Genomic DNA, 18,594 nt, shown 5'->3' on the forward strand with positions numbered 1-18,594 from the left:
ATACCAACAAATTGAGAACATAAAAATTTTTGGTATAGCCGTTAATAGAATAACACAAACAGCAACCCACAGAAAATCCCTAGTCTACCTTACTGTCACAAATATTGGAGAAGATATTAAACACGAATTTCACTAATTTCCATAAATTAATTCGTGGAAATTAGTGAAATTCGTGTTTAACTTTACAACTTAAAAATCAGTTTAAATCCGCTTAATCAGTATTATCTTTGTCCTATTTTAAACTTGTTACCAAACCAGTAAGCCAAAAAGCAGCTTTTTTCATGTTTTTATTCTTCCTCTTCGTCCGTACCATGCGATTTTGAATATCCTCTCCATTTCTCGATACAATCCTGTAAATCCTGTGGAAGTTCGGTATCAAAACGCATCATTTCGCCGGTTGTAGGATGCACAAAACCTAATGTTTTAGCATGCAAAGCTTGTCGTGGTAACGTTTTGAAACAGTTATCTATAAATTGTTTGTATTTTGTAAATGTAGTCCCTTTCAAAATCAAATGACCGCCATAACGCTCGTCATTAAATAAAGGGTGTCCTATGTGTTTTAAGTGAGCCCGAATTTGATGTGTTCGTCCTGTTTCTAAGCGGCACGAAATCAAAGTCACATATCCAAAACGTTCTAATACTTTGTAATGTGTAACAGCTGGTTTACCAATTTCTGGATCAGCAAAAACCGCCATTTGCATGCGATCTTTCAAATGTCTGGCTAAATTTCCTTCAATCGTTCCCTTATCAGCTACCACATTTCCCCAAACTAAAGCCACATACTCTCGCTCGGAAGTTTTGGCTTCAAATTGTTTGGCAAGATGTGTCATTGCTGCTTCGGTTTTGGCAATAACTAACAAACCAGAAGTATCTTTATCAATTCGATGGACTAATCCGGGACGTTCGCTGCTGTTCATTGGCAAATTATCAAAATGATACGCCAACGCATGCACTAATGTTCCTGTATAATTCCCATGACCGGGATGCACCACCATTCCTGGCACTTTGTTGATTAATAACAAAGCATCGTCTTCGTACACAATATCAAGGGGAATATTCTCCGGAATAATGTGATTTTCATAAGGAGGATGCGTCAGCATTACACGAACTATATCATTCGCTTTCACCTTGTAATTAGACTTTACTGTAGCGTCGTTTACAAAAATATTCCCTTCGGTTGCCGCTATTTGTATTTTGTTGCGAGTTGCGTTTTGAATAAGGCTCATCAGGTATTTATCAATTCGTAAGGATGCTTGGCCTTTGGGAACTTCAAATCTGAAATGTTCAAATAACTCTTCTTCTTGATCTATTGTATCACTATTATTGTTCATCAACTGGTGTTTCTTCTATTGGTGTTGCCAGAGTATCTGCAGCACTTTGCTCTTCTTCGTAACTCATTTTTCCGTCTCCTAAAACCAGATCAATCTTGGATGACTTTAATACTCTATCCCCAGATTTAAGGTTTCTACCTTTAAAACGCATTTCCAGTACCATGTCTTTTCCCAGATTTGGAACATACGTAATTTCTCCCTCTTCAAGACCTAAAGCTTTGAGTGTAGGTACGGCTTCTCGGTATGATTTATTTACTAAATCCGGAATACGCACAGACGAAAATCCCGAAGTATTGATTTTTATATAGATTTTCCGACCAACTTTTACCATCGTACCCGGCGCAGGATCTTGTTCCACCACACTGTATTGCGGAAAATCAACCCTGTAATCAACGCTATCCAAAAGCACATAATCTAAATCCATCTCATCTAGCTTTTCCTCAACTTGTTCTTCTGTCAATTTACTCAAATTAGGTACTGCAATTTCATGACCATGATCTGTTGTAAAAGTCAACCAATACATAAAAGCATAACCCAAAGCGACAATAATGGCAAGCGCAATCAAAATTTGAACAAAGAAAACACGGCTGGTAAGATACTTACGTAAACTCATAAAATTATTTTTATTTGTGGCAAAGATAAAGCTATTTCGTTCCAAAAAAAATGATAATTTTGTTTAGAATACGTTTAATCGGTTAATCGATTAAACGTTTAACCGATTAAACGTATAAAATGAAAAACATTGCCATCATCATGGGCGGATTTTCCAGCGAGTACAAAATCTCACTTATCAGCGGAAACGTCGTTTACCAATATCTGGACAAAAAAAAATTCAACGGATTTCGAGTCCATATTTTCAAAGAAAAATGGGTGTATGTTGATGCTAACGATGCCGAATTCCCTATCGATAAAAATGATTTTTCAGTAACAGTTAATGGCAACAAAATCACTTTCGACTGTGTTTTCAATGCCATTCATGGAACGCCAGGGGAAGATGGATTAATGCAAGCCTATTTTGAATTATTGCAAATTCAGCATACCTCTTGTGATTATTATCAAGCTGCACTAACATTTAATAAACGTGATTTATTATCTGTTCTAAAACCATATGGCATCAAATCCGCAACTTCCTATTATTTGAATAAAGGTGACGCAATCAATACGGACGAAATTATTGCAAAAGTTGGTTTGCCGTGTTTTGTAAAGCCTAATAAAGCAGGATCCAGTTTTGGAATTTCCAAAGTAAAAACCATCGCTGAGTTACCCGTAGCAATAGAAGTTGCTTATAAAGAAGATAACGAAATTATAATTGAAAGTTTCCTTGACGGTACCGAAGTTTCTGTTGGTGTAATCAATTATAAAGGAAAAATAACTGTTTTACCAATTACCGAAATTGTTTCTGACAATGATTTCTTTGATTATGAAGCCAAATATTTGGGTAAATCACAAGAAATTACACCAGCCAGAATCTCGGATGAGATGACCCAAAAAATAAGCGAAATAGCCAAACGCGCCTACGAAATCCTTAGAATGAGAGGTTTCTCCCGAAGCGAATTTATATTGGTAAACGGAGAACCACACATGCTGGAAATGAATTCTATTCCGGGGTTAACAGCAGAAAGTTTGATTCCGCAACAAGCCAAAGCAGCAGGAATTTCATTAGAGGATTTGTTTACCAATGCTATAGAATTGGCTTTGCCTGAATAACTTAATTTTTACATGTTAAACAAAGTTGTTATTGCGACAAAGGAGTTAGACTCACTAAATGTCATTTCTCCTCTGTCGAAATGATAAAACAGAAAAATAAATGAGAAAAGCCATATTTCCGGGATCATTTGACCCCATTACTTTAGGTCATGAAGACATCATCAAAAGAAGCATTCCATTATTTGATGAAATCGTTATTGCCATTGGTATTAATGCCGAAAAAAAATACATGTTTTCACTCGAAGATCGAAAACGTTTCATTGAAGAAACCTTTAAAAACGAACCTAAAGTTTCTGTAATTACCTATGAAGGCTTAACTACTGAACTTTGCAAAAAATTAAAAGCTGATTTTATCCTTCGTGGCCTGCGCAATCCCGCCGATTTTGAATTTGAAAAAGCCATTGCACACACCAACAGACGTTTGTCAAAAATAGAAACTGTTTTTTTATTAACAGCTGCTAAAACCTCTTATATCAGTTCTAGTATTGTTCGGGACGTAATTCGCAATAAAGGACAATATGAAATGCTGGTTCCTGATGCCGTTAGAGTAAAATAGCAATCAGTATACCGAGGTCAGTCTCGTTTCTGGTTATTAACTGCATACTAAAACTAAACCACAATAAAATTTGTGGAAAGAGCCGTTAAGCCGTACTTTCGCCTAAAAATAAAAGCCATCAAACATGAGTATAGAAAGAGAATTAAGCAAGCGCAGTGGATCTAAATGTGAACTTTGTGGTGCAACAGATAACCTTAAAGTGTATGAAGTACTTCCTACCAAAAAAGGTGGACTTGACGAAAGTATCATGGCTTGCAGTACGTGTATCGACCAAATCGAAAATCCGGATAACGTAGATTTAAATCATTGGAGATGTCTAAATGATAGTATGTGGAGCGAACATTCTGCGGTACAAGTAGTAGCGTGGAGAATGCTGAGCCGTTTGCGTGGTTCAGGTTGGCCTCAGGAATTGTTAGACCAAATGTATTTAGACGAAGATACTTTGGCTTGGGCACAAGCAACAGGTGAAGGCGAAGAGGAGGAAACTAAAGTAATTCACCGTGATAGCAACGGAGTGATTCTTGAAATTGGCGATTCAGTAGTTTTAATCAAAGATTTGAAAGTAAAAGGTTCTAGTATGGTGGCCAAACAAGGAACTGCTGTGCGTAACATCAGATTAGACCATGAAAACGCCGAATATATTGAAGGTAAAGTAGATGGTCAGACTATTGTTATTATCACGCAATACGTTAAGAAAATATAATTCTTTTTTTAGTGAAAAGTGAGTGGTGAATTGTGAATAATTCAGATGTACACTAACTTCCAAAAGAATCATTTTAATATAAAAATCGTTAGCAGTAAAACTTTACTACTAACGATTTTTTTATAAACATTAGAAAAAGAACCAGCACATTTTTCACAATTCGCGATTCTCCACTCACTTCTCACAATTCACGATTCACTTCTCACCACCGACTAATCCTCTTCTTTCTTAATCACTTTTCTAGCTACTTCGATTTTAAATTTCTTGCCTTTCATTTTTTCGTCTTTGATGGCGTGCAATAAATCTTTTACTTTATTGAATTTTACTGCGGCAAATGAGATAAAATCTTTCACTTCGATTAAACCTAAATCGCCTTTTTCTAGTTTTCCTTTTTGGGAAAAGAAACCTACGATATCAATTTTATTTAGTTTATTTTTCTTTCCGCCACTGATATAAATGGTTTGAAATTCTGGCGGTTTTGGTATTGAAGTAGAGTTTTCAACTTTCAAAACTTCCATGCCATAATCAATATAATCCATTTTTTTCTCACTTTCATGAGCAATAATATACGCGGTTCCTGAAGCTAACATACGTGCTGTACGTCCGTTTCTATGGGTAAATTCGTCTTCTTTAGACGGCAAATGATAATGAATTACGTGATTCATTTCGGGGATATCAAGTCCTCGAGCAGCTAAATCAGTTGTGATTAGATAACTTACACTTCCGTTTCTAAACTGGATTAGTGCGCGCTCTCGTTCGTCCTGATCCATTCCGCCATGATAATACGTGGCATAAATTCCTTTTTCGTTTAAAGTATCACTGATGCGTTCTGCAGCATCACGATGGTTGCAAAAAACAATTGCCGATTGCGATTTCAACGAACAAATCAAGTTGAATAAACTTCCTATTTTGTCTTTTTCTTTCGAAACGATCATTTTCATCGAAAGATTCGTTTCTGCTATGTTTTCTGGAATGAAATCCAAAATCGTTGGGTTTACGACTCTTGTGTATCTTGGGATTTCAATATCGGAAGTAGCCGAAACCAAAACACGTTTGTTCAGTTTTGTTAATTTTCCAATGATAAATGACATTTGCTCATGGAAACCCAATTGCAACGATTTATCAAATTCATCCAAAATCAGCGTTTGAATTTTATCCACACGAAAAGTTCCTCTATCAATATGATCCGCAATTCTTCCCGGAGTTCCTATTAAAACTGCTGGAGGATTGCTTAAATTCTTAATTTCAGTATCAATGGAATGCCCGCCGTAACACACATTAACTTTATAATCAGTTCCCATTTTTTTCCAAACTTGCTCAATCTGCAATCCTAATTCACGTGATGGAACTAGAATTAAACATTGAACCGATTGAATTTCAGGTTGTAACATTTCTAAAATAGGCAATAAAAAAGCTAAAGTTTTCCCGGAACCCGTTGGCGAAAGCAATAAAACATTATTATCATTTAGGATGGTATCTTGCGCTACTTCCTGCATTTCGTTCAGGCTTTCGATGCCTAAATTCAAAAGTATATTGTTGGAATGGTGTTTCTTATTCATTTTTTCAATTTGGTGCAAAGGTAATTTTTAATTGTGAGTTATGAATTTTGTATTATGAATTTTCATTCTTTTTCAATAAGTGATTACGTTTTCTTGCATTGATTTTTACAGCTGTCTAAAAAAAGCTACATTTGATATTCTATTTAAAAACCTAAATATGAAACTTTTCACATTCCTTTTTATATTACTCTCCATCAACACTTTTGCACAAAAAACGAATAAATACGATACTTTTTTCGAAAAAGGTAATGGCAATCAATCAGCTTCTTATCAAGAAACAATTGCTTATTACAAACTTCTGGCAGATGATTTTCCTACTATTGAAATGCAAAAAATGGGACTGACAGACAGCGGCGAACCCTTGCACATGGTTATTTTTAATCCAGAAAAGCAATTTGACTTTGGAAACATCCAAAAAAATAAAGCGGTAATTTTGCTTAATAATGGAATTCATGCAGGCGAACCGGACGGAATTGACGCTTCTATGCAATTATTTAGAGATTTAGCTTTGGGCAAAATAAAAACTCCTAAAAACACGGTTATTGTTTGTATTCCGGTATATAATATTGGCGGCGCTTTAAACAGAAATTCCACTTCAAGAGCCAATCAGGATGGACCGGAAATCTATGGCTTTCGTGGCAATGCGAGAAACTATGATCTGAATCGCGATTTCATCAAATCAGACACCCGAAACACTAAAAGTTTTGTGGATATTTTTCATAGAATAAATGCCGACGTTTTTATTGACAATCACGTTAGCAATGGCGCAGATTACCAATACAAACTCACCTACATTATGACCCAACACAATAAATTGGGAACTGTTTTAGGAGATTTTCTAAATACTGAAATGATGCCTGCTTTAGTCAAAGATTTACAAAAAAAGAATATCGAAAGTACGCCTTATGTCAATGCTTTTCAGGACACACCGGATAAAGGTTTTGGTCAATTTTTTGAAAGCCCACGATTTGCCACAGGATACACTTCATTGTTCAATACTATTGGGTTTGTAGTGGAAACGCACATGCTGAAAAAATATGTAGATCGCGTAAAAGTAACGTATGAATATATGCGTTCTGCGATTGATTTTACGGATACTAATTACAAAAAAATTAAGCAGTTGCGATTGAAAAATGAAGAGCAGTATCAACCGAAAAAAGCGTACATTATTAAATGGGAAATTGACAGTACAAAAACAGTTCCTTTTTCGTTTTTAGGCTATGAAGCCAGTTACAAGAAAAGTGACGTAACATCTGGAAATCGCTTGTTTTATGACCGTACAAAACCATTCAAAAAAGACATCCCGCACAGCAAGGAATTCAAATCTGTAAAAGAGATAATCATTCCAGAAGCGTATATCATTCCAAGGGGATTTTGGCCAATAATTGATTTATTAAAAAGTAATACAATTACCTATTCCCAACTAAAAAACGACACCATAATTGAAGTCGAAAGTTACAGAATTGCCGATTTTAAAACGACAAATTCTGCTTATGAAGGACATTATTTGCACAGAAACACTTCGGTAACTTCTAAAATGGTAGAAGTGGCTTTCGCCAAAGGAGATTACGTAATTCCTGCGCAACAAAAGGGAATCAAATATTTACTAGAAACATTAGAACCGGAAGCAATCGATTCTTTTTTCAACTGGAATTTTTTCGATACGATGCTACAACAAAAAGAGGGATATTCCGACTATGTTTTTGAAGATTCAGCAATACAGATTTTGAAAGAAAATCCACAATTAAGAGCTGAATTTGACTTAAAAAAACAAAGTGAAGTGAACTTTATTAATAATCCAGAAGCACAACTAGAATGGATTTACAAACATTCCGTTTATTATGAAAAGGCCCATTTGCAATATCCTGTGTATCGCCTTTTAAAATAAAAAATTCTCCTAATGGAATATTTACTAAACACGAATTTCACTAATTTCTACAAATTAATTCGTGGAAATTAGTGAAATTCGTGTTTGACTTATCTAAAATAAATTGCTCTGTAATCGTACATTATTTTAAACTTGTTTCCAAATGCCAGCTATTTTTGTAGCTTTTCTTCTTCAAACAATAATTTGATATTTTCGTAGGAGTTTTTGAGTGCTTCTTTGATTTGTTCTGGATTCATCCAAGCTACTTTATCAATTCCTTCGTCTAATTGCCCTTGAGGTGTCCCTTCAAAATCAGATTGCATTTCGAACCAATGTGTGATTTTGAGTTTGTATTTCCCATTACGTCTAAAAACATGATATGTTTTTTGGAGTTTGTGAGAAATTGACAAGCCATTTACGCCAGTCTCCTCCTCTACCTCACGCATGGCAGTATTCTCAATCTCTTCCCCTTTTTCGATTCCGCCTTTAGGTAAATCCCATTTTCCATTTCTAAAAATGAATAAAACCTCCCCTTTTTTATTGTATACTAAGCCGCCTCCCGCTTTGCAAACGGGGATTTTAGCCTTTAAAGTCTTCATAATCAAGCTTTCGTCAGGATGATACAGATAGGCCTTATTAATTTTATTTTGAAAGATTTTAACTATAAGTTGCTCTATGTCAATACTTTCTAATAGAAATAATTGAAAATCTGTCTCCTTGGAGATATGATTTGTCAAAAAAAGTGGTTTGTCGTTAACAAAAACTTTATACATTTGTACTATGATTTTTAATAAAGATACAGCCGAAAAAACAGCCGAATTTCTTTTGCAAATAAATGCAATTAAATTGAATCCAAGAAATCCTTTTACATGGGCTTCTGGATGGAAATCGCCTATTTATTGTGACAACCGATTAATCCTCTCATTTCCAGCGGTAAGAAATTATGTTCGAGATGAATTTTCTAAAAACATTCTAAAACAATTTGGCAAGCCAGATGTTATTGCTGGCGTAGCGACTGGAGCTATAGGAATTGGAATACTTGTTGCCGAAAGTTTGGGAGTACCCTTTGTGTATGTTCGACCAGAACCCAAGAAACACGGCAGGCTTAATCAAGTGGAAGGTTTTTTACAAAAAGGACAAAATGTCATTGTAGTAGAAGATCTAATCAGCACCGGTAACAGCAGCTTACTTGCTGTAGAAGCATTGCGTGAAGCAGGTGCCAATATCAAAGGTATGGCTGCGATTTTTACGTACGGTTTTGATGTTGCAGATACTAATTTCAAAAGTGCGAATGTTGATTTATACACTTTGAGCAATTATCAAAATTTACTAAATTTGGCCGTAGCCAAAAGATATATCACCGAAGAGGAAGAACAAACTTTAAGAGAATGGAATGTGAGTCCATCTACTTGGAACATTACAGTTTAAAAACTAAAATATAATCTTATACAAAACATGAACTTAGAAAGTCCAAAAGTTACCGTACTCAAATCCGCTCAAGAATTATTTGATTTATTAAGCGATGTCAAGAATTTTGAAAAACTAATGCCAGAAAACATTGCTAAATTTGAGGTTATTGGTGAGGACGCTTTTATTTTTGGATTAAAAGGCATGCCAGAAATTAAACTTAAAATGAAAGAGAAAATCGCCCCTGTAAAAATTGTTTTGGGAGCTGCGAGTGATAAACTTCCGTTTACTTTAATTGCGAATATTGAGACCTTAACAGAGGATTCTAGTGCCGTAAAACTAGATTTTGAAGGCGAGTTTAATCCTATGATGGCCATGATGATAAAAGGACCAATTGGAAAATTTATCGAAACTTTAGCTACCAATATGAATAAATTGTAAAATTCAGTAAAAAATAATAACAATATAATAATATATTAAAAGTCTTTTGGTGTACACTGAAAGACTTTTTTATGTTTTAAGAGTATAAATCGTCATTTTATCGAGTTTTTGGGTTCGTTGCAGGAAAAAAAATTTAACAATCATTTAATATTATTAAATTACTGATTGTTAATGAGTTAAAATTATTTAACCACTCTTGTAAACCCTAAAATAAGAGAAAAAACGAAACAGATTTATGCTACTTACTGATCCCCAATTAAAAAGTAACGATTGCGGCATTAGCGCCATCAAAACCATTTATAATATTTATGGTAAGAATATTTCTCGAAAATATATAGAGCAGCATATTTCATTAGAAGAAAAAGGATCTCGAATATCAGATCTTAAAAATTTTTTGAATACGAATGGATTTTCGGCACAATTCAAATTGTTTGATGTTAATTACATTGGCGGAAATGAAACACAATTACAAGAACTATTTCCATTTATTTTACCTATCGAAAACAAAAATGGCTTGCATTATGTTGTTGTTAACGAATTAAAAAACAAAAGGCTTAAGATTTACGATCCCAGTAAAGGCAGCCAATATTATTTATCGCTACAAGAAATAAAAAGAAAATCCCATTTTAACAAAAATCATTGGGACTTAACCGATACTGAGGAAAAAATAATAACAATCTGTACACACGATTTAGCCGAATACCATATTAATTGTAAGAATGCATTGCAAGAAAACGGACACGCATTACTGTTTAATAAACTCACCTACTTCAAGTATTTAAAGGAAAATTTTGGTTTTAAAGACGCTGAAGCAGAGAGAAATTTCATAAGAGATTTATTAAAAAATCAAGAAATATCTGCTATTCCTAATAGTTTTAAGATTTTAGAATTCGAAAAAGGAAAAATAAAAAACAATTCTCCTTTAATTCTCGTAGTAAAAGAGGACGAAAAAGAAAAAGAAACTCTGCAAGTCTATCCGCAGGAAGAAACAAGTAGTTTGTATTGGCAATTATTCCATCAATTAGGAGAATATAAAAACCTGTGGTACATCTATATTTTTGCTGCATTATTTTCAGCAGCAACCGCACAAATTGCCGTTTTTACCAATCAGATTATGATTGACAACGTGCTACCCACTTATAATTTGAACACCTTAGTTCTATTTGCTATTGGGCTTGGAATTTATAAAGTTTTTGACATTTTTACCACCGTTTATAAAAATTTTGTCGGGATTCATTTAGGCAATGCCTTAGATAAATATTTTTTATTTTCTTTCGACAAAAAGATAAATAATTCGTCTCTTTCCTATATTCATTCTTATAAAAAAGGGGATTTAATGGAACGGGTCAGTGATTCCTTGAAACTAAAAAGCTTTTTTATGAAGTTTTTCACCAATATTTTAGTAGATGTCAGCGTATCTATTTATTCGCTTTGCATTTTGTTTTTCATAGACAAAACACTAACATTAATTGTGTTAGGCGTTATGATTATGTTTTTCCTTTGGTTCAAATTTATAACGCCTTATTTAAAACAAAATGAACGATTGCGATACATCCGTAAAGCTGATTTTCTTTCTAAAATGATGGAGAAGGTTGATGGGATTCAGGTGATAAAAAGCTTTCGTATAGAAGGTTTTCATTCTCACAAAATCTTTGTGAGCATTAATGAATACTTAAAAATCCAACTTAGAAATGGATATATCGATTTATTGAATAAAATTGTAGTTGCTCTGATTGTGATTGTTTCTACGATATTTATTATTTTATTCCTGACCAAATCCGCGATTGAAACCCAGATAATTACATTGGGACAAATTGTAACATTTATAGCGCTATCCTCAAAAATATTTTCTTCTTTAAAAGGGATTTTAGATGATAACCTGACTTTACAGGAAAATGAAGTGATTCTGAAAAGATATTTAGATTTTGATGAACAGACAAAAAAAGTCAGTAAAAAAGGAATTCAGGATTTTGAAATTGAAAAAATCGAATTACAAAATTTAAATTATGGCTACTTGCCAGATGAATTTGTACTGAAAGACATCAATCTAAAAATTAAAAAAGGAGAAAAAATAAAGATTGAAGGGCAAAATGGCTCCGGAAAATCAACTTTCAGCAAAGTATTGACCACTTTATACCATCCTAATTCTGGTTCAATTTTGATTAATGAAAAAGATAAAAAATTCTATAATGATGAGATAATGCGGGACAAAATAATATTAGTGACCAATGAAGATATTTTGTTCAATGATACGATTCAAAACAACATCATTTTAGGAAAGGAAATTACAGTAGAAGCCATTTTAGATTTGGCAAAAAAACTAAATTTTTATGATTTTATAGCTTCCAAAGAGGATGGATTGGATTTCATCATTAATGAAAACGGAAAAAATCTGTCTACCGGACAACGAAAAAAAATTTTGCTACTTCGGGCATTATTTTCTAAGGCAGAACTCATTATTCTAGACGAAGTGTTATCAGGAATGGATATCGAATCACGAAATAAAATAGAGACGATGATTGATGAAGATTTTTCAAAAACTTATATCATTATCTCGCACGAGCCCATAATCAATATCAATTTTTCTAAAACATATAAAATAGCAAATGGAGAACTCTTTATATTACAGCGCGAAATCAATACGGTTTATTAAAATTTTAAACAAAATCTTGATTGTCTTTTTACTCCTTATAATTCTTTTAATTTTTACGGTCAGAATGAATGACACGGTCCGTTTTAAAGAAGGCCAGATCTTTTCAGACACGCCACAATTAAAAATAAATGCGCCAAATGAAGCTAGAGTTTTAAAAGTTTTGGTCAAAGAAGGACAAGAAGTTACAATAGGAGACACCCTCTTTTTGCTTGAAAATAAAAAAACCAAATCTGATTTTGAAATTTTAAATTCTGGAGTCGCTGGAATGAAACATAAAATAGGAATCATCAATAAATTGATTTTGAACACTGGAAACCGTAAGAAAGCTTTAATTCAATTACTTAAGATTCAATCTAATATTTATGATACAGATCGTAAAAAAGCAGAACAAGAAATTGGATCCTTAAACAGCAAAATTAATTTATCATCCCAACAAAGTTCAATTCTGACGGATAAATTCCAAATAGATTCAATGCTTTATGCTAAAGGTGCTATTTCCAAATATGAATTGACCGAAACAAAAAATAGGAATCTAGATGATAAAAAAGGACAACTCGATATTAATTCTAGTTATGAAATAAAAAATTATGATTTTGAAAACTTATCAAATAACTATCAAAAAACGAAGAACGACTTACTGCGCAGTATTATTGATGTAGAAAATCAAATCCAAAACTATCAACAAGATATTGTAGAACTTGAAACACTGATTAAAGACGGAAAATCTAATTTGACGTACATCACTGATGAATTGGGAAAACTGTTAGTTATATCCCCGATAAACGGAACCATTTCTAACCTATTTAATGCCAAGCAAAATCTTGAAATTATTAATAAAGGAGAAATCCTGACTATTATTGCTCCTAAAAAAGAAGAATTCTATGCGAAAGTTATTTTAGATGAAAAAGACCTGGCTTACATCAAAAAAGGACAAGAAATTAATCTAAAACTAGATGCTTACAATTATTACCGTTTTGGTGCCGTCAAGGGAAGCATAACTTATGTCTCTCCATCGGACATAGATAAAACTTTTTATTGTCTGGCCACGATAAAAAAATACAATTCTAATATCAATCTCAAAGCGGGTTATAAACTAAAAGGTGAGGTAATCATTGAAAAAATGAAGCTCAATCAATACATTATAAAAAAATTATTCAACAAAATAGATGCTAATCTCAACTAGTGGTAATGAAAACCAAGCTTATTTTAATACTCTTATTCTATTCCAATTCATTCATTGGACAAGATTTGTTGTCGTTTAATGCTTGCATGAATTTGGCATTAGAAAATAATCTAGCCCTGAAAAACGCCTATTTATCAAGAGAAATACAATACAATTACTATCGATCCAGTTTTGGAAAACTGCTGCCATCTATAAACGGAACTGTTGAAAACAAGAATTCTTGGGGCAGAGAAATAGATCCGGATACCAATCTTTTTGTAAACAAAAAAATTCAGAACTATTCCGGAGATGTTGAAGCTGAATATAATTTGTTCTCAGGATTTTCTACCATTAACAAGATAAAATCTTCAAAACAAGACGTTATAAGTAGTGACGCCAATATTCAAAAAATAAAAAATGAAATCACGATTGATCTTGCACAGAAGTTTATTACCATTCTATATTTACAAGAAATTATTTTATCTAATGAGGAGCAGATCAAATCCAGTGAAAAACAATTAGAATTAGCTGTTTTAAAGTTTAATTCAGGAGTGATTGCGGAAAGCGAAGTATTTAAAATTAAATCTCAAAAAGCAATTGAAGAATTGAATTTACTAACCAATAAAAATTATTTAACTGATAATTTGATCAGCATAAAACAATTGATTAATATCTCTTTAGAACGTACTATTACTCTTTTGCAACCGGATTTAGTCCTTCATGACAAGCTTGATTTAGATAAAAATCAATATTTTCTAACACGCAAAGCAGTTGAAATTCATCCTTCCTATGTGATGCGCATTTCAAATGAACAAAAGATGAAAACTGAAGTGTCCATTGCTAAAGCATCACTATATCCTTCCTTAAGTTTGCGTCTTATAGTGGGTTCTAATTATATAATAAAAGATCCTTTTGTTTCATTTGAAAAACAATTTAACACTAATTTTTCAAAAGGACTCCGCTTCAATTTAACGATTCCAATATTTAATCAGTTTGACAATTTTTCAAAAATTAAAAACAGCAAACTCCAATACAATCAATCCAAAATAGAAACTTTACTGGAAGAAAACCGTCTTTCAAAAGAGATATTAAAAGCAATCACAGATACTAAAACCTCCTTTAAAAAAAATGAGTCAGCAGCTATAGCTTTTGAATTTTCAAAAAAAAGCTATGAGGCGGACGTTTTGAAATTTGAATTAGGAAAAATCAATATCAATGAATTGAACAATACAAAAATGAATTTTAGTACATCGCAAGCGGAATTAATCCAATCTAAATATGAATTGCTCTATAATAATGCGTTGATACGCTTTTATTTAGGAGAAAAATTTGTTTTGTAAATCTTGAACTTCAATACAACATTTGAATTTCCTTAATATCAAATTCAGGAACACTATCATCTTCCAGAAGAACTTGAAGCTTGCCTGAAGCAGAAACGCCCTGAATGATACCCATGAAATTAGTGCTGTTTAGCGCTGAAAAAGCCATTGGAACTCCCCTTTTGAATAGCGTTTTAATGTATTTACTCCCCGAAATTACAGAATGCTGTTTCCACGATGCTAGATTATTTTCTAAAGTCTTACCAATTGATAAAAGAAGTGCTTCTCTATCAAATTCAGCGCTGCAAATCACAGCTAGAGAGGAAGCTTTTGCTAAATTTTCGAAATTAGTTTGATTTACATTAAGACCTAAACCCACAATAGAAACGATAGTACCGTCACTTTTGATACTATTCTCGATCAAGATGCCACCTATTTTTTTGTTGTATGCCATAATGTCGTTAGGCCATTTGATACTTAGTTCGGGAACCTTAAGCGATTCTAAAACCTCAATTACAGCGAGCGAAACCAAAATATTTAAACTGAAAATCTGACAAATATCAGTTAAAAAATCCTTGACCAAAATACTCATTATTAAGTTTTTACTTGGTTCAGAAACCCAAACGGCACCCATTTGACCTTTCCCTTTTGTTTGACTCTCGGCGGTAACGATAGTAAGGTTTTTAAGCTTTTGTTTATTAGATAACCCTTTCAGGAATTCGTTTGTAGAATCTATGGCATCGAGTTTGATTACTCTCATATAATTTATTTTGTGAAACATAATTTAATATTATGTTAAGGTTCAAAAATAATCACAAAAAATGGTAACTTTGCAAACTTATATTAAAAATAATTCATGGCGAAAAAGACTATAAATAATGATGTACTATTAGCTAACATCATTAAAGGGATAGAAGAAGTTAAAGGGAATGACATTACGATTCTTGATTTAAGAGAAATAGACACCGCAGTATGCGACTATTTTGTTATCAGTAATGGTAATTCAAACACGCAAGTTAATGCCATCGTCAACTCCATACAAAAAACAGTTTCAAAAGAATTGAAAGACAAGCCTTGGCATGTTGAAGGAACAGATAATGCAGAATGGGTATTGATGGACTACGTGAATATAGTAGTTCATGTATTTCAAAAACACATTAGAGAATACTACAACATCGAAAGCTTATGGGGCGATGCTAAAATAACAACTATAGAAAACAAATACTAAAGACATACAACCGAAGTAATGGCTAAAGAAAATAATCCAAATCCGAATAAGTTTAAAGTAAGTCCGTGGTTAATTTATACGGCGATATTACTGATTTTCTTGTTCATAAGTTTTATAACAAATGGCTCTAGTTTAAACGAGCCTGGTCAATTGACTTCTTCTAAATTCAACGAATATTTACAGAAAGGTCAAATTGAAAAAGTAATCGTGTATAACAAGGTCGAAGCGGAAGTTTTTCTTAACGACGCAGCGATAAAAAGTGACACGCATCAAAAAGTGTCAAAAGATGTTTTTGACAGACCTAATAAAGGTCCGCATTACACTTTTAACATAGGTAATGATCAAATATTCCAGAAAAAGCTTGAAGAAGCAGTTGCTGCAGGTAAATTAAATGATTTTAATTTCATGGCTAAAAGCAACTGGTCTGATATATTAATCAGCTTATTGCCTATTATCATCATTATAGCAGTTTGGATTTTCATCATGCGAAAAATGTCTGGCGGAGGTGCTGGAGGTGGTGGTCAAATTTTTAATATCGGAAAATCTAAAGCAAAATTATTTGATGAAAAAACCGATATAAAAACTACTTTTAAAGATGTTGCGGGTTTAGAAGGCGCAAAAGAAGAAATACAAGAAATTGTAGAATTTCTTAAAAATCCAGAAAAATATACCAATCTTGGTGGAAAGATTCCTAAAGGTGCGTTGCTTGTGGGTCCTCCGGGAACTGGTAAAACTTTATTAGCAAAAGCTGTAGCTGGTGAAGCTCAAGTACCTTTCTTTTCATTATCAGGTTCTGATTTTGTAGAGATGTTTGTTGGTGTTGGTGCATCACGTGTTCGTGATTTATTCAAGCAAGCCAAAGAAAAATCTCCTGCAATTATTTTTATCGATGAAATTGATGCCGTAGGTAGAGCAAGAGGTAAAAGTAACATGTCAGGCGGAAATGACGAACGTGAAAACACGTTAAATCAACTCCTAACAGAGATGGATGGTTTTGGTACAAATTCAAATGTGATCGTTTTGGCCGCAACAAATAGAGCAGATGTACTTGATAAAGCCTTAATGCGTGCAGGACGTTTTGACCGTCAAATTTTTGTAGACTTACCAGATATTCGCGAACGCGCTGAAATATTCAAAGTACACCTTACGCCTTTGAAAAAAGTAGAAGGATTAGACACTGACTTTTTAGCCAAACAAACTCCAGGGTTTTCAGGTGCGGATATTGCTAATGTATGTAATGAAGCGGCACTAATTGCGGCAAGAAATAATAAAACAGCTGTAGATAAACAAGATTTTCTTGATGCTGTAGATAGAATTGTAGGTGGTTTAGAAAAGAAAAATAAAATTGTAACACCGGATGAAAAGAGAGCTATTGCTATTCACGAAGCCGGTCATGCTACCGTTAGTTGGATGCTTGAACACGCAGCACCTTTAATAAAAGTAACAATTGTTCCTAGAGGGCAAAGCTTAGGTGCTGCTTGGTATTTGCCAGAAGAACGCTTAATTGTTCGTCCAGATCAAATGCTAGACGAAATGTGTGCGACTATGGGGGGAAGAGCTGCTGAAAAAGTAACTTTTAACCGAATTTCAACTGGAGCGTTGAGCGATTTAGAAAAAGTAACTAAGCAAGCTCGTGCCATGGTTACTGTTTATGGTTTGAATGAAAAAATAGGGAATGTAACTTATTACGATTCGACAGGCCAAAGCGAATATAATTTAGCGAAACCTTATTCTGAAGAAACAGCTAAAATTATTGATGAAGAAATATCGTTGTTAATTGAAGGTCAGTACCAAAGAGCAATTCAAATTTTAGAAGAAAACAAAGATAAACTGAATCAATTAGCAGATATTTTAATTGATAAAGAAGTGATTTTCAAAGATGATTTAGAAGCTATTTTTGGAAAAAGAACTTTCGATAAAAATCTAGAGGAAATAGTATCCTAGAATAACCCTACTAATAATTAATTTTTAAAATCTTAATTCAAAAGCTTCTTTTGAATTAAGATTTTTTTATCTTTGGACGTTTTCAAGGTATAAATTAAAGCAGTCAATAAATATATGAGTCTTTTTAGAAAAATTTTTGGTTCTATTAATCCGACCACTGAGGATGATAAAGAAAGTGAAATTAGTAAAACCAATGCTGATAGCACAATTTCTATAGATGAAAAATTCATCAATAATTTTAAAAAAAATGGAGGTAAATTTTTATACTGCGAAAATATAGAAGAGGTAAAAGAACAATTTGAAAATATACTAGAAGAAAACGATTGGTTCGAAAGCGAAGTTTTGTGTTATGAACCACAACTTTTCAGTATGCTTGAGGATAATAAATTGACTTATAATAAACCGCGTAATCCTTCTTTTTTGTTAGCCAGTTGTGAAAATTTAATTTCGGAGGAAGGTTCCATACTGTTTTCTTCTAAGCAAATCAAACAAGACAAACCGAACGAACTACCAACTAACATTATCATCTTAGCTAACACTAGCCAAATTCTTGAAGCCAAAAGTGATGGCCTGAGTGCTATAAAAAAGAAATATGAAAGGGACTACCCTACCAATATTACTACTATAAAATATTTCGAAAAAGCCAAAGAAGAAGACTTCACACAGTACGGAAGTTCCGCAAAAAATCTTTATTTATTGCTTTTAGAAGATTTGTAA

17 protein-coding genes are annotated in these 18,594 nt (G+C 33.2%); 12 read left to right on the plus strand and 5 right to left on the minus strand.

Going from position 1 to position 18,594, the window contains the following annotated elements; translation table 11 throughout:
- Positions 1-287: 287 nt before the first annotated feature.
- Together ACEN2F_RS06185 and ACEN2F_RS06190 are read right to left on the minus strand one after the other, a co-directional pair.
- Positions 288-1,331, minus strand: a complete 1,044-nt coding sequence (locus ACEN2F_RS06185; protein WP_441736969.1) for an RluA family pseudouridine synthase — start codon at positions 1,329-1,331, stop codon at positions 288-290.
- Positions 1,321-1,944 (minus strand): PASTA domain-containing protein, encoded by a 624-nt coding sequence (locus tag ACEN2F_RS06190; RefSeq protein ID WP_441736971.1) that lies wholly within the window; start codon positions 1,942-1,944, stop codon positions 1,321-1,323. The genes ACEN2F_RS06185 and ACEN2F_RS06190 overlap by 11 nt, the downstream gene beginning before the upstream one ends.
- 119 nt (positions 1,945-2,063) lie before the next feature.
- On the opposite strand from ACEN2F_RS06190, the gene ACEN2F_RS06195 reads away from it, so the two are divergent.
- The 3 genes from ACEN2F_RS06195 (at position 2,064) to ACEN2F_RS06205 (ending at position 4,297) form a co-directional block, all read left to right on the plus strand.
- Positions 2,064-3,038, plus strand: a complete 975-nt coding sequence (locus tag ACEN2F_RS06195) for a D-alanine--D-alanine ligase (RefSeq protein ID WP_441736974.1) — start codon at positions 2,064-2,066, stop codon at positions 3,036-3,038.
- A 100-nt stretch (positions 3,039-3,138) separates the two neighbouring features.
- Positions 3,139-3,594 carry a pantetheine-phosphate adenylyltransferase gene (gene coaD / locus ACEN2F_RS06200; protein WP_441736977.1) on the plus strand — a complete coding sequence of 152 codons (456 nt, stop codon included), beginning with the start codon at positions 3,139-3,141 and terminating at the stop codon, positions 3,592-3,594.
- Positions 3,595-3,718: 124 nt separating this feature from the next.
- A complete protein-coding gene (locus tag ACEN2F_RS06205) occupies positions 3,719-4,297 on the plus strand; it encodes a PhnA domain-containing protein (RefSeq protein ID WP_441736979.1) in 579 nt (192 codons plus the stop codon).
- Positions 4,298-4,509: 212 nt separating this feature from the next.
- Here ACEN2F_RS06205 and ACEN2F_RS06210 read toward each other — a convergent pair whose 3' ends face one another.
- Complete coding sequence (locus ACEN2F_RS06210; RefSeq protein WP_441736981.1) at positions 4,510-5,856, minus strand: DEAD/DEAH box helicase; 1,347 nt, start codon at positions 5,854-5,856, stop codon at positions 4,510-4,512.
- Between the two features lie 157 nt (positions 5,857-6,013).
- On the opposite strand from ACEN2F_RS06210, the gene ACEN2F_RS06215 reads away from it, so the two are divergent.
- Positions 6,014-7,744 (plus strand): M14 family metallopeptidase, encoded by a 1,731-nt coding sequence (locus tag ACEN2F_RS06215; protein ID WP_441736984.1) that lies wholly within the window; start codon positions 6,014-6,016, stop codon positions 7,742-7,744.
- Positions 7,745-7,893: 149 nt separating this feature from the next.
- On the opposite strand, the gene ACEN2F_RS06220 is transcribed toward ACEN2F_RS06215, so the two are convergent.
- A complete protein-coding gene (locus tag ACEN2F_RS06220) occupies positions 7,894-8,496 on the minus strand; it encodes an NUDIX hydrolase (protein ID WP_441736987.1) in 603 nt (200 codons plus the stop codon).
- 7 nt (positions 8,497-8,503) lie between these two features.
- On the opposite strand from ACEN2F_RS06220, the gene pyrE reads away from it, so the two are divergent.
- The 5 genes from pyrE to ACEN2F_RS06245 all read left to right on the plus strand — a co-directional run bounded on the left by pyrE (position 8,504) and on the right by ACEN2F_RS06245 (position 14,726).
- On the plus strand, positions 8,504-9,151 hold the full coding sequence (gene pyrE / locus ACEN2F_RS06225) for an orotate phosphoribosyltransferase (protein ID WP_441736989.1): 648 nt from the start codon (positions 8,504-8,506) through the stop codon (positions 9,149-9,151).
- 27 nt (positions 9,152-9,178) lie between these two features.
- Positions 9,179-9,571, plus strand: a complete 393-nt coding sequence (locus tag ACEN2F_RS06230) for an SRPBCC family protein (protein WP_441736992.1) — start codon at positions 9,179-9,181, stop codon at positions 9,569-9,571.
- A 235-nt stretch (positions 9,572-9,806) separates the two neighbouring features.
- Positions 9,807-12,224 carry an ATP-binding cassette domain-containing protein gene (locus ACEN2F_RS06235; RefSeq protein WP_441736995.1) on the plus strand — a complete coding sequence of 806 codons (2,418 nt, stop codon included), beginning with the start codon at positions 9,807-9,809 and terminating at the stop codon, positions 12,222-12,224.
- A gap of 64 nt (positions 12,225-12,288) precedes the next feature.
- Entirely contained in the window at positions 12,289-13,407 is a 1,119-nt protein-coding gene (locus ACEN2F_RS06240) for an HlyD family secretion protein (protein WP_441736998.1), read from the plus strand.
- Positions 13,408-13,412: 5 nt separating this feature from the next.
- On the plus strand, positions 13,413-14,726 hold the full coding sequence (locus ACEN2F_RS06245; RefSeq protein ID WP_441737000.1) for a TolC family protein: 1,314 nt from the start codon (positions 13,413-13,415) through the stop codon (positions 14,724-14,726).
- Between the two features lie 10 nt (positions 14,727-14,736).
- Here ACEN2F_RS06245 and ACEN2F_RS06250 read toward each other — a convergent pair whose 3' ends face one another.
- Complete coding sequence (locus ACEN2F_RS06250; RefSeq protein ID WP_441737003.1) at positions 14,737-15,465, minus strand: biotin--[acetyl-CoA-carboxylase] ligase; 729 nt, start codon at positions 15,463-15,465, stop codon at positions 14,737-14,739.
- A gap of 96 nt (positions 15,466-15,561) precedes the next feature.
- Between ACEN2F_RS06250 and rsfS the strand changes: the two genes are divergently transcribed.
- The 3 genes from rsfS to ACEN2F_RS06265 all read left to right on the plus strand — a co-directional run bounded on the left by rsfS (position 15,562) and on the right by ACEN2F_RS06265 (position 18,594).
- Positions 15,562-15,933 (plus strand): ribosome silencing factor, encoded by a 372-nt coding sequence (gene rsfS / locus ACEN2F_RS06255; RefSeq protein WP_441737005.1) that lies wholly within the window; start codon positions 15,562-15,564, stop codon positions 15,931-15,933.
- Between the two features lie 18 nt (positions 15,934-15,951).
- Complete coding sequence (ftsH, locus tag ACEN2F_RS06260) at positions 15,952-17,877, plus strand: ATP-dependent zinc metalloprotease FtsH (RefSeq protein WP_441737008.1); 1,926 nt, start codon at positions 15,952-15,954, stop codon at positions 17,875-17,877.
- Positions 17,878-17,991: 114 nt separating this feature from the next.
- A complete protein-coding gene (locus ACEN2F_RS06265) occupies positions 17,992-18,594 on the plus strand; it encodes a lactate utilization protein B/C (RefSeq protein ID WP_441737010.1) in 603 nt (200 codons plus the stop codon).

It is taken from the genome of Flavobacterium sp. W20_MBD1_R3 (genome assembly GCF_052119725.1).
Lineage (GTDB): Bacteria > Bacteroidota > Bacteroidia > Flavobacteriales > Flavobacteriaceae > Flavobacterium.

Bases quoted from the DNA above. Each gene is read 5' to 3' on its own strand.
- ACEN2F_RS06185 (WP_441736969.1), bottom strand. From the start codon at position 1,331: ATGAACAATAATAGTGATACAATAGATCAAGAAGAAGAGTTATTTGAA.
- ACEN2F_RS06190 (WP_441736971.1), bottom strand. From the start codon at position 1,944: ATGAGTTTACGTAAGTATCTTACCAGCCGTGTTTTCTTTGTTCAAATT.
- ACEN2F_RS06195 (WP_441736974.1), top strand. From the start codon at position 2,064: ATGAAAAACATTGCCATCATCATGGGCGGATTTTCCAGCGAGTACAAA.
- coaD (WP_441736977.1), top strand. From the start codon at position 3,139: ATGAGAAAAGCCATATTTCCGGGATCATTTGACCCCATTACTTTAGGT.
- ACEN2F_RS06205 (WP_441736979.1), top strand. From the start codon at position 3,719: ATGAGTATAGAAAGAGAATTAAGCAAGCGCAGTGGATCTAAATGTGAA.
- ACEN2F_RS06210 (WP_441736981.1), bottom strand. From the start codon at position 5,856: ATGAATAAGAAACACCATTCCAACAATATACTTTTGAATTTAGGCATC.
- ACEN2F_RS06215 (WP_441736984.1), top strand. From the start codon at position 6,014: ATGAAACTTTTCACATTCCTTTTTATATTACTCTCCATCAACACTTTT.
- ACEN2F_RS06220 (WP_441736987.1), bottom strand. From the start codon at position 8,496: ATGTATAAAGTTTTTGTTAACGACAAACCACTTTTTTTGACAAATCAT.
- pyrE (WP_441736989.1), top strand. From the start codon at position 8,504: ATGATTTTTAATAAAGATACAGCCGAAAAAACAGCCGAATTTCTTTTG.
- ACEN2F_RS06230 (WP_441736992.1), top strand. From the start codon at position 9,179: ATGAACTTAGAAAGTCCAAAAGTTACCGTACTCAAATCCGCTCAAGAA.
- ACEN2F_RS06235 (WP_441736995.1), top strand. From the start codon at position 9,807: ATGCTACTTACTGATCCCCAATTAAAAAGTAACGATTGCGGCATTAGC.
- ACEN2F_RS06240 (WP_441736998.1), top strand. From the start codon at position 12,289: ATGAATGACACGGTCCGTTTTAAAGAAGGCCAGATCTTTTCAGACACG.
- ACEN2F_RS06245 (WP_441737000.1), top strand. From the start codon at position 13,413: ATGAAAACCAAGCTTATTTTAATACTCTTATTCTATTCCAATTCATTC.
- ACEN2F_RS06250 (WP_441737003.1), bottom strand. From the start codon at position 15,465: ATGAGAGTAATCAAACTCGATGCCATAGATTCTACAAACGAATTCCTG.
- rsfS (WP_441737005.1), top strand. From the start codon at position 15,562: ATGGCGAAAAAGACTATAAATAATGATGTACTATTAGCTAACATCATT.
- ftsH (WP_441737008.1), top strand. From the start codon at position 15,952: ATGGCTAAAGAAAATAATCCAAATCCGAATAAGTTTAAAGTAAGTCCG.
- ACEN2F_RS06265 (WP_441737010.1), top strand. From the start codon at position 17,992: ATGAGTCTTTTTAGAAAAATTTTTGGTTCTATTAATCCGACCACTGAG.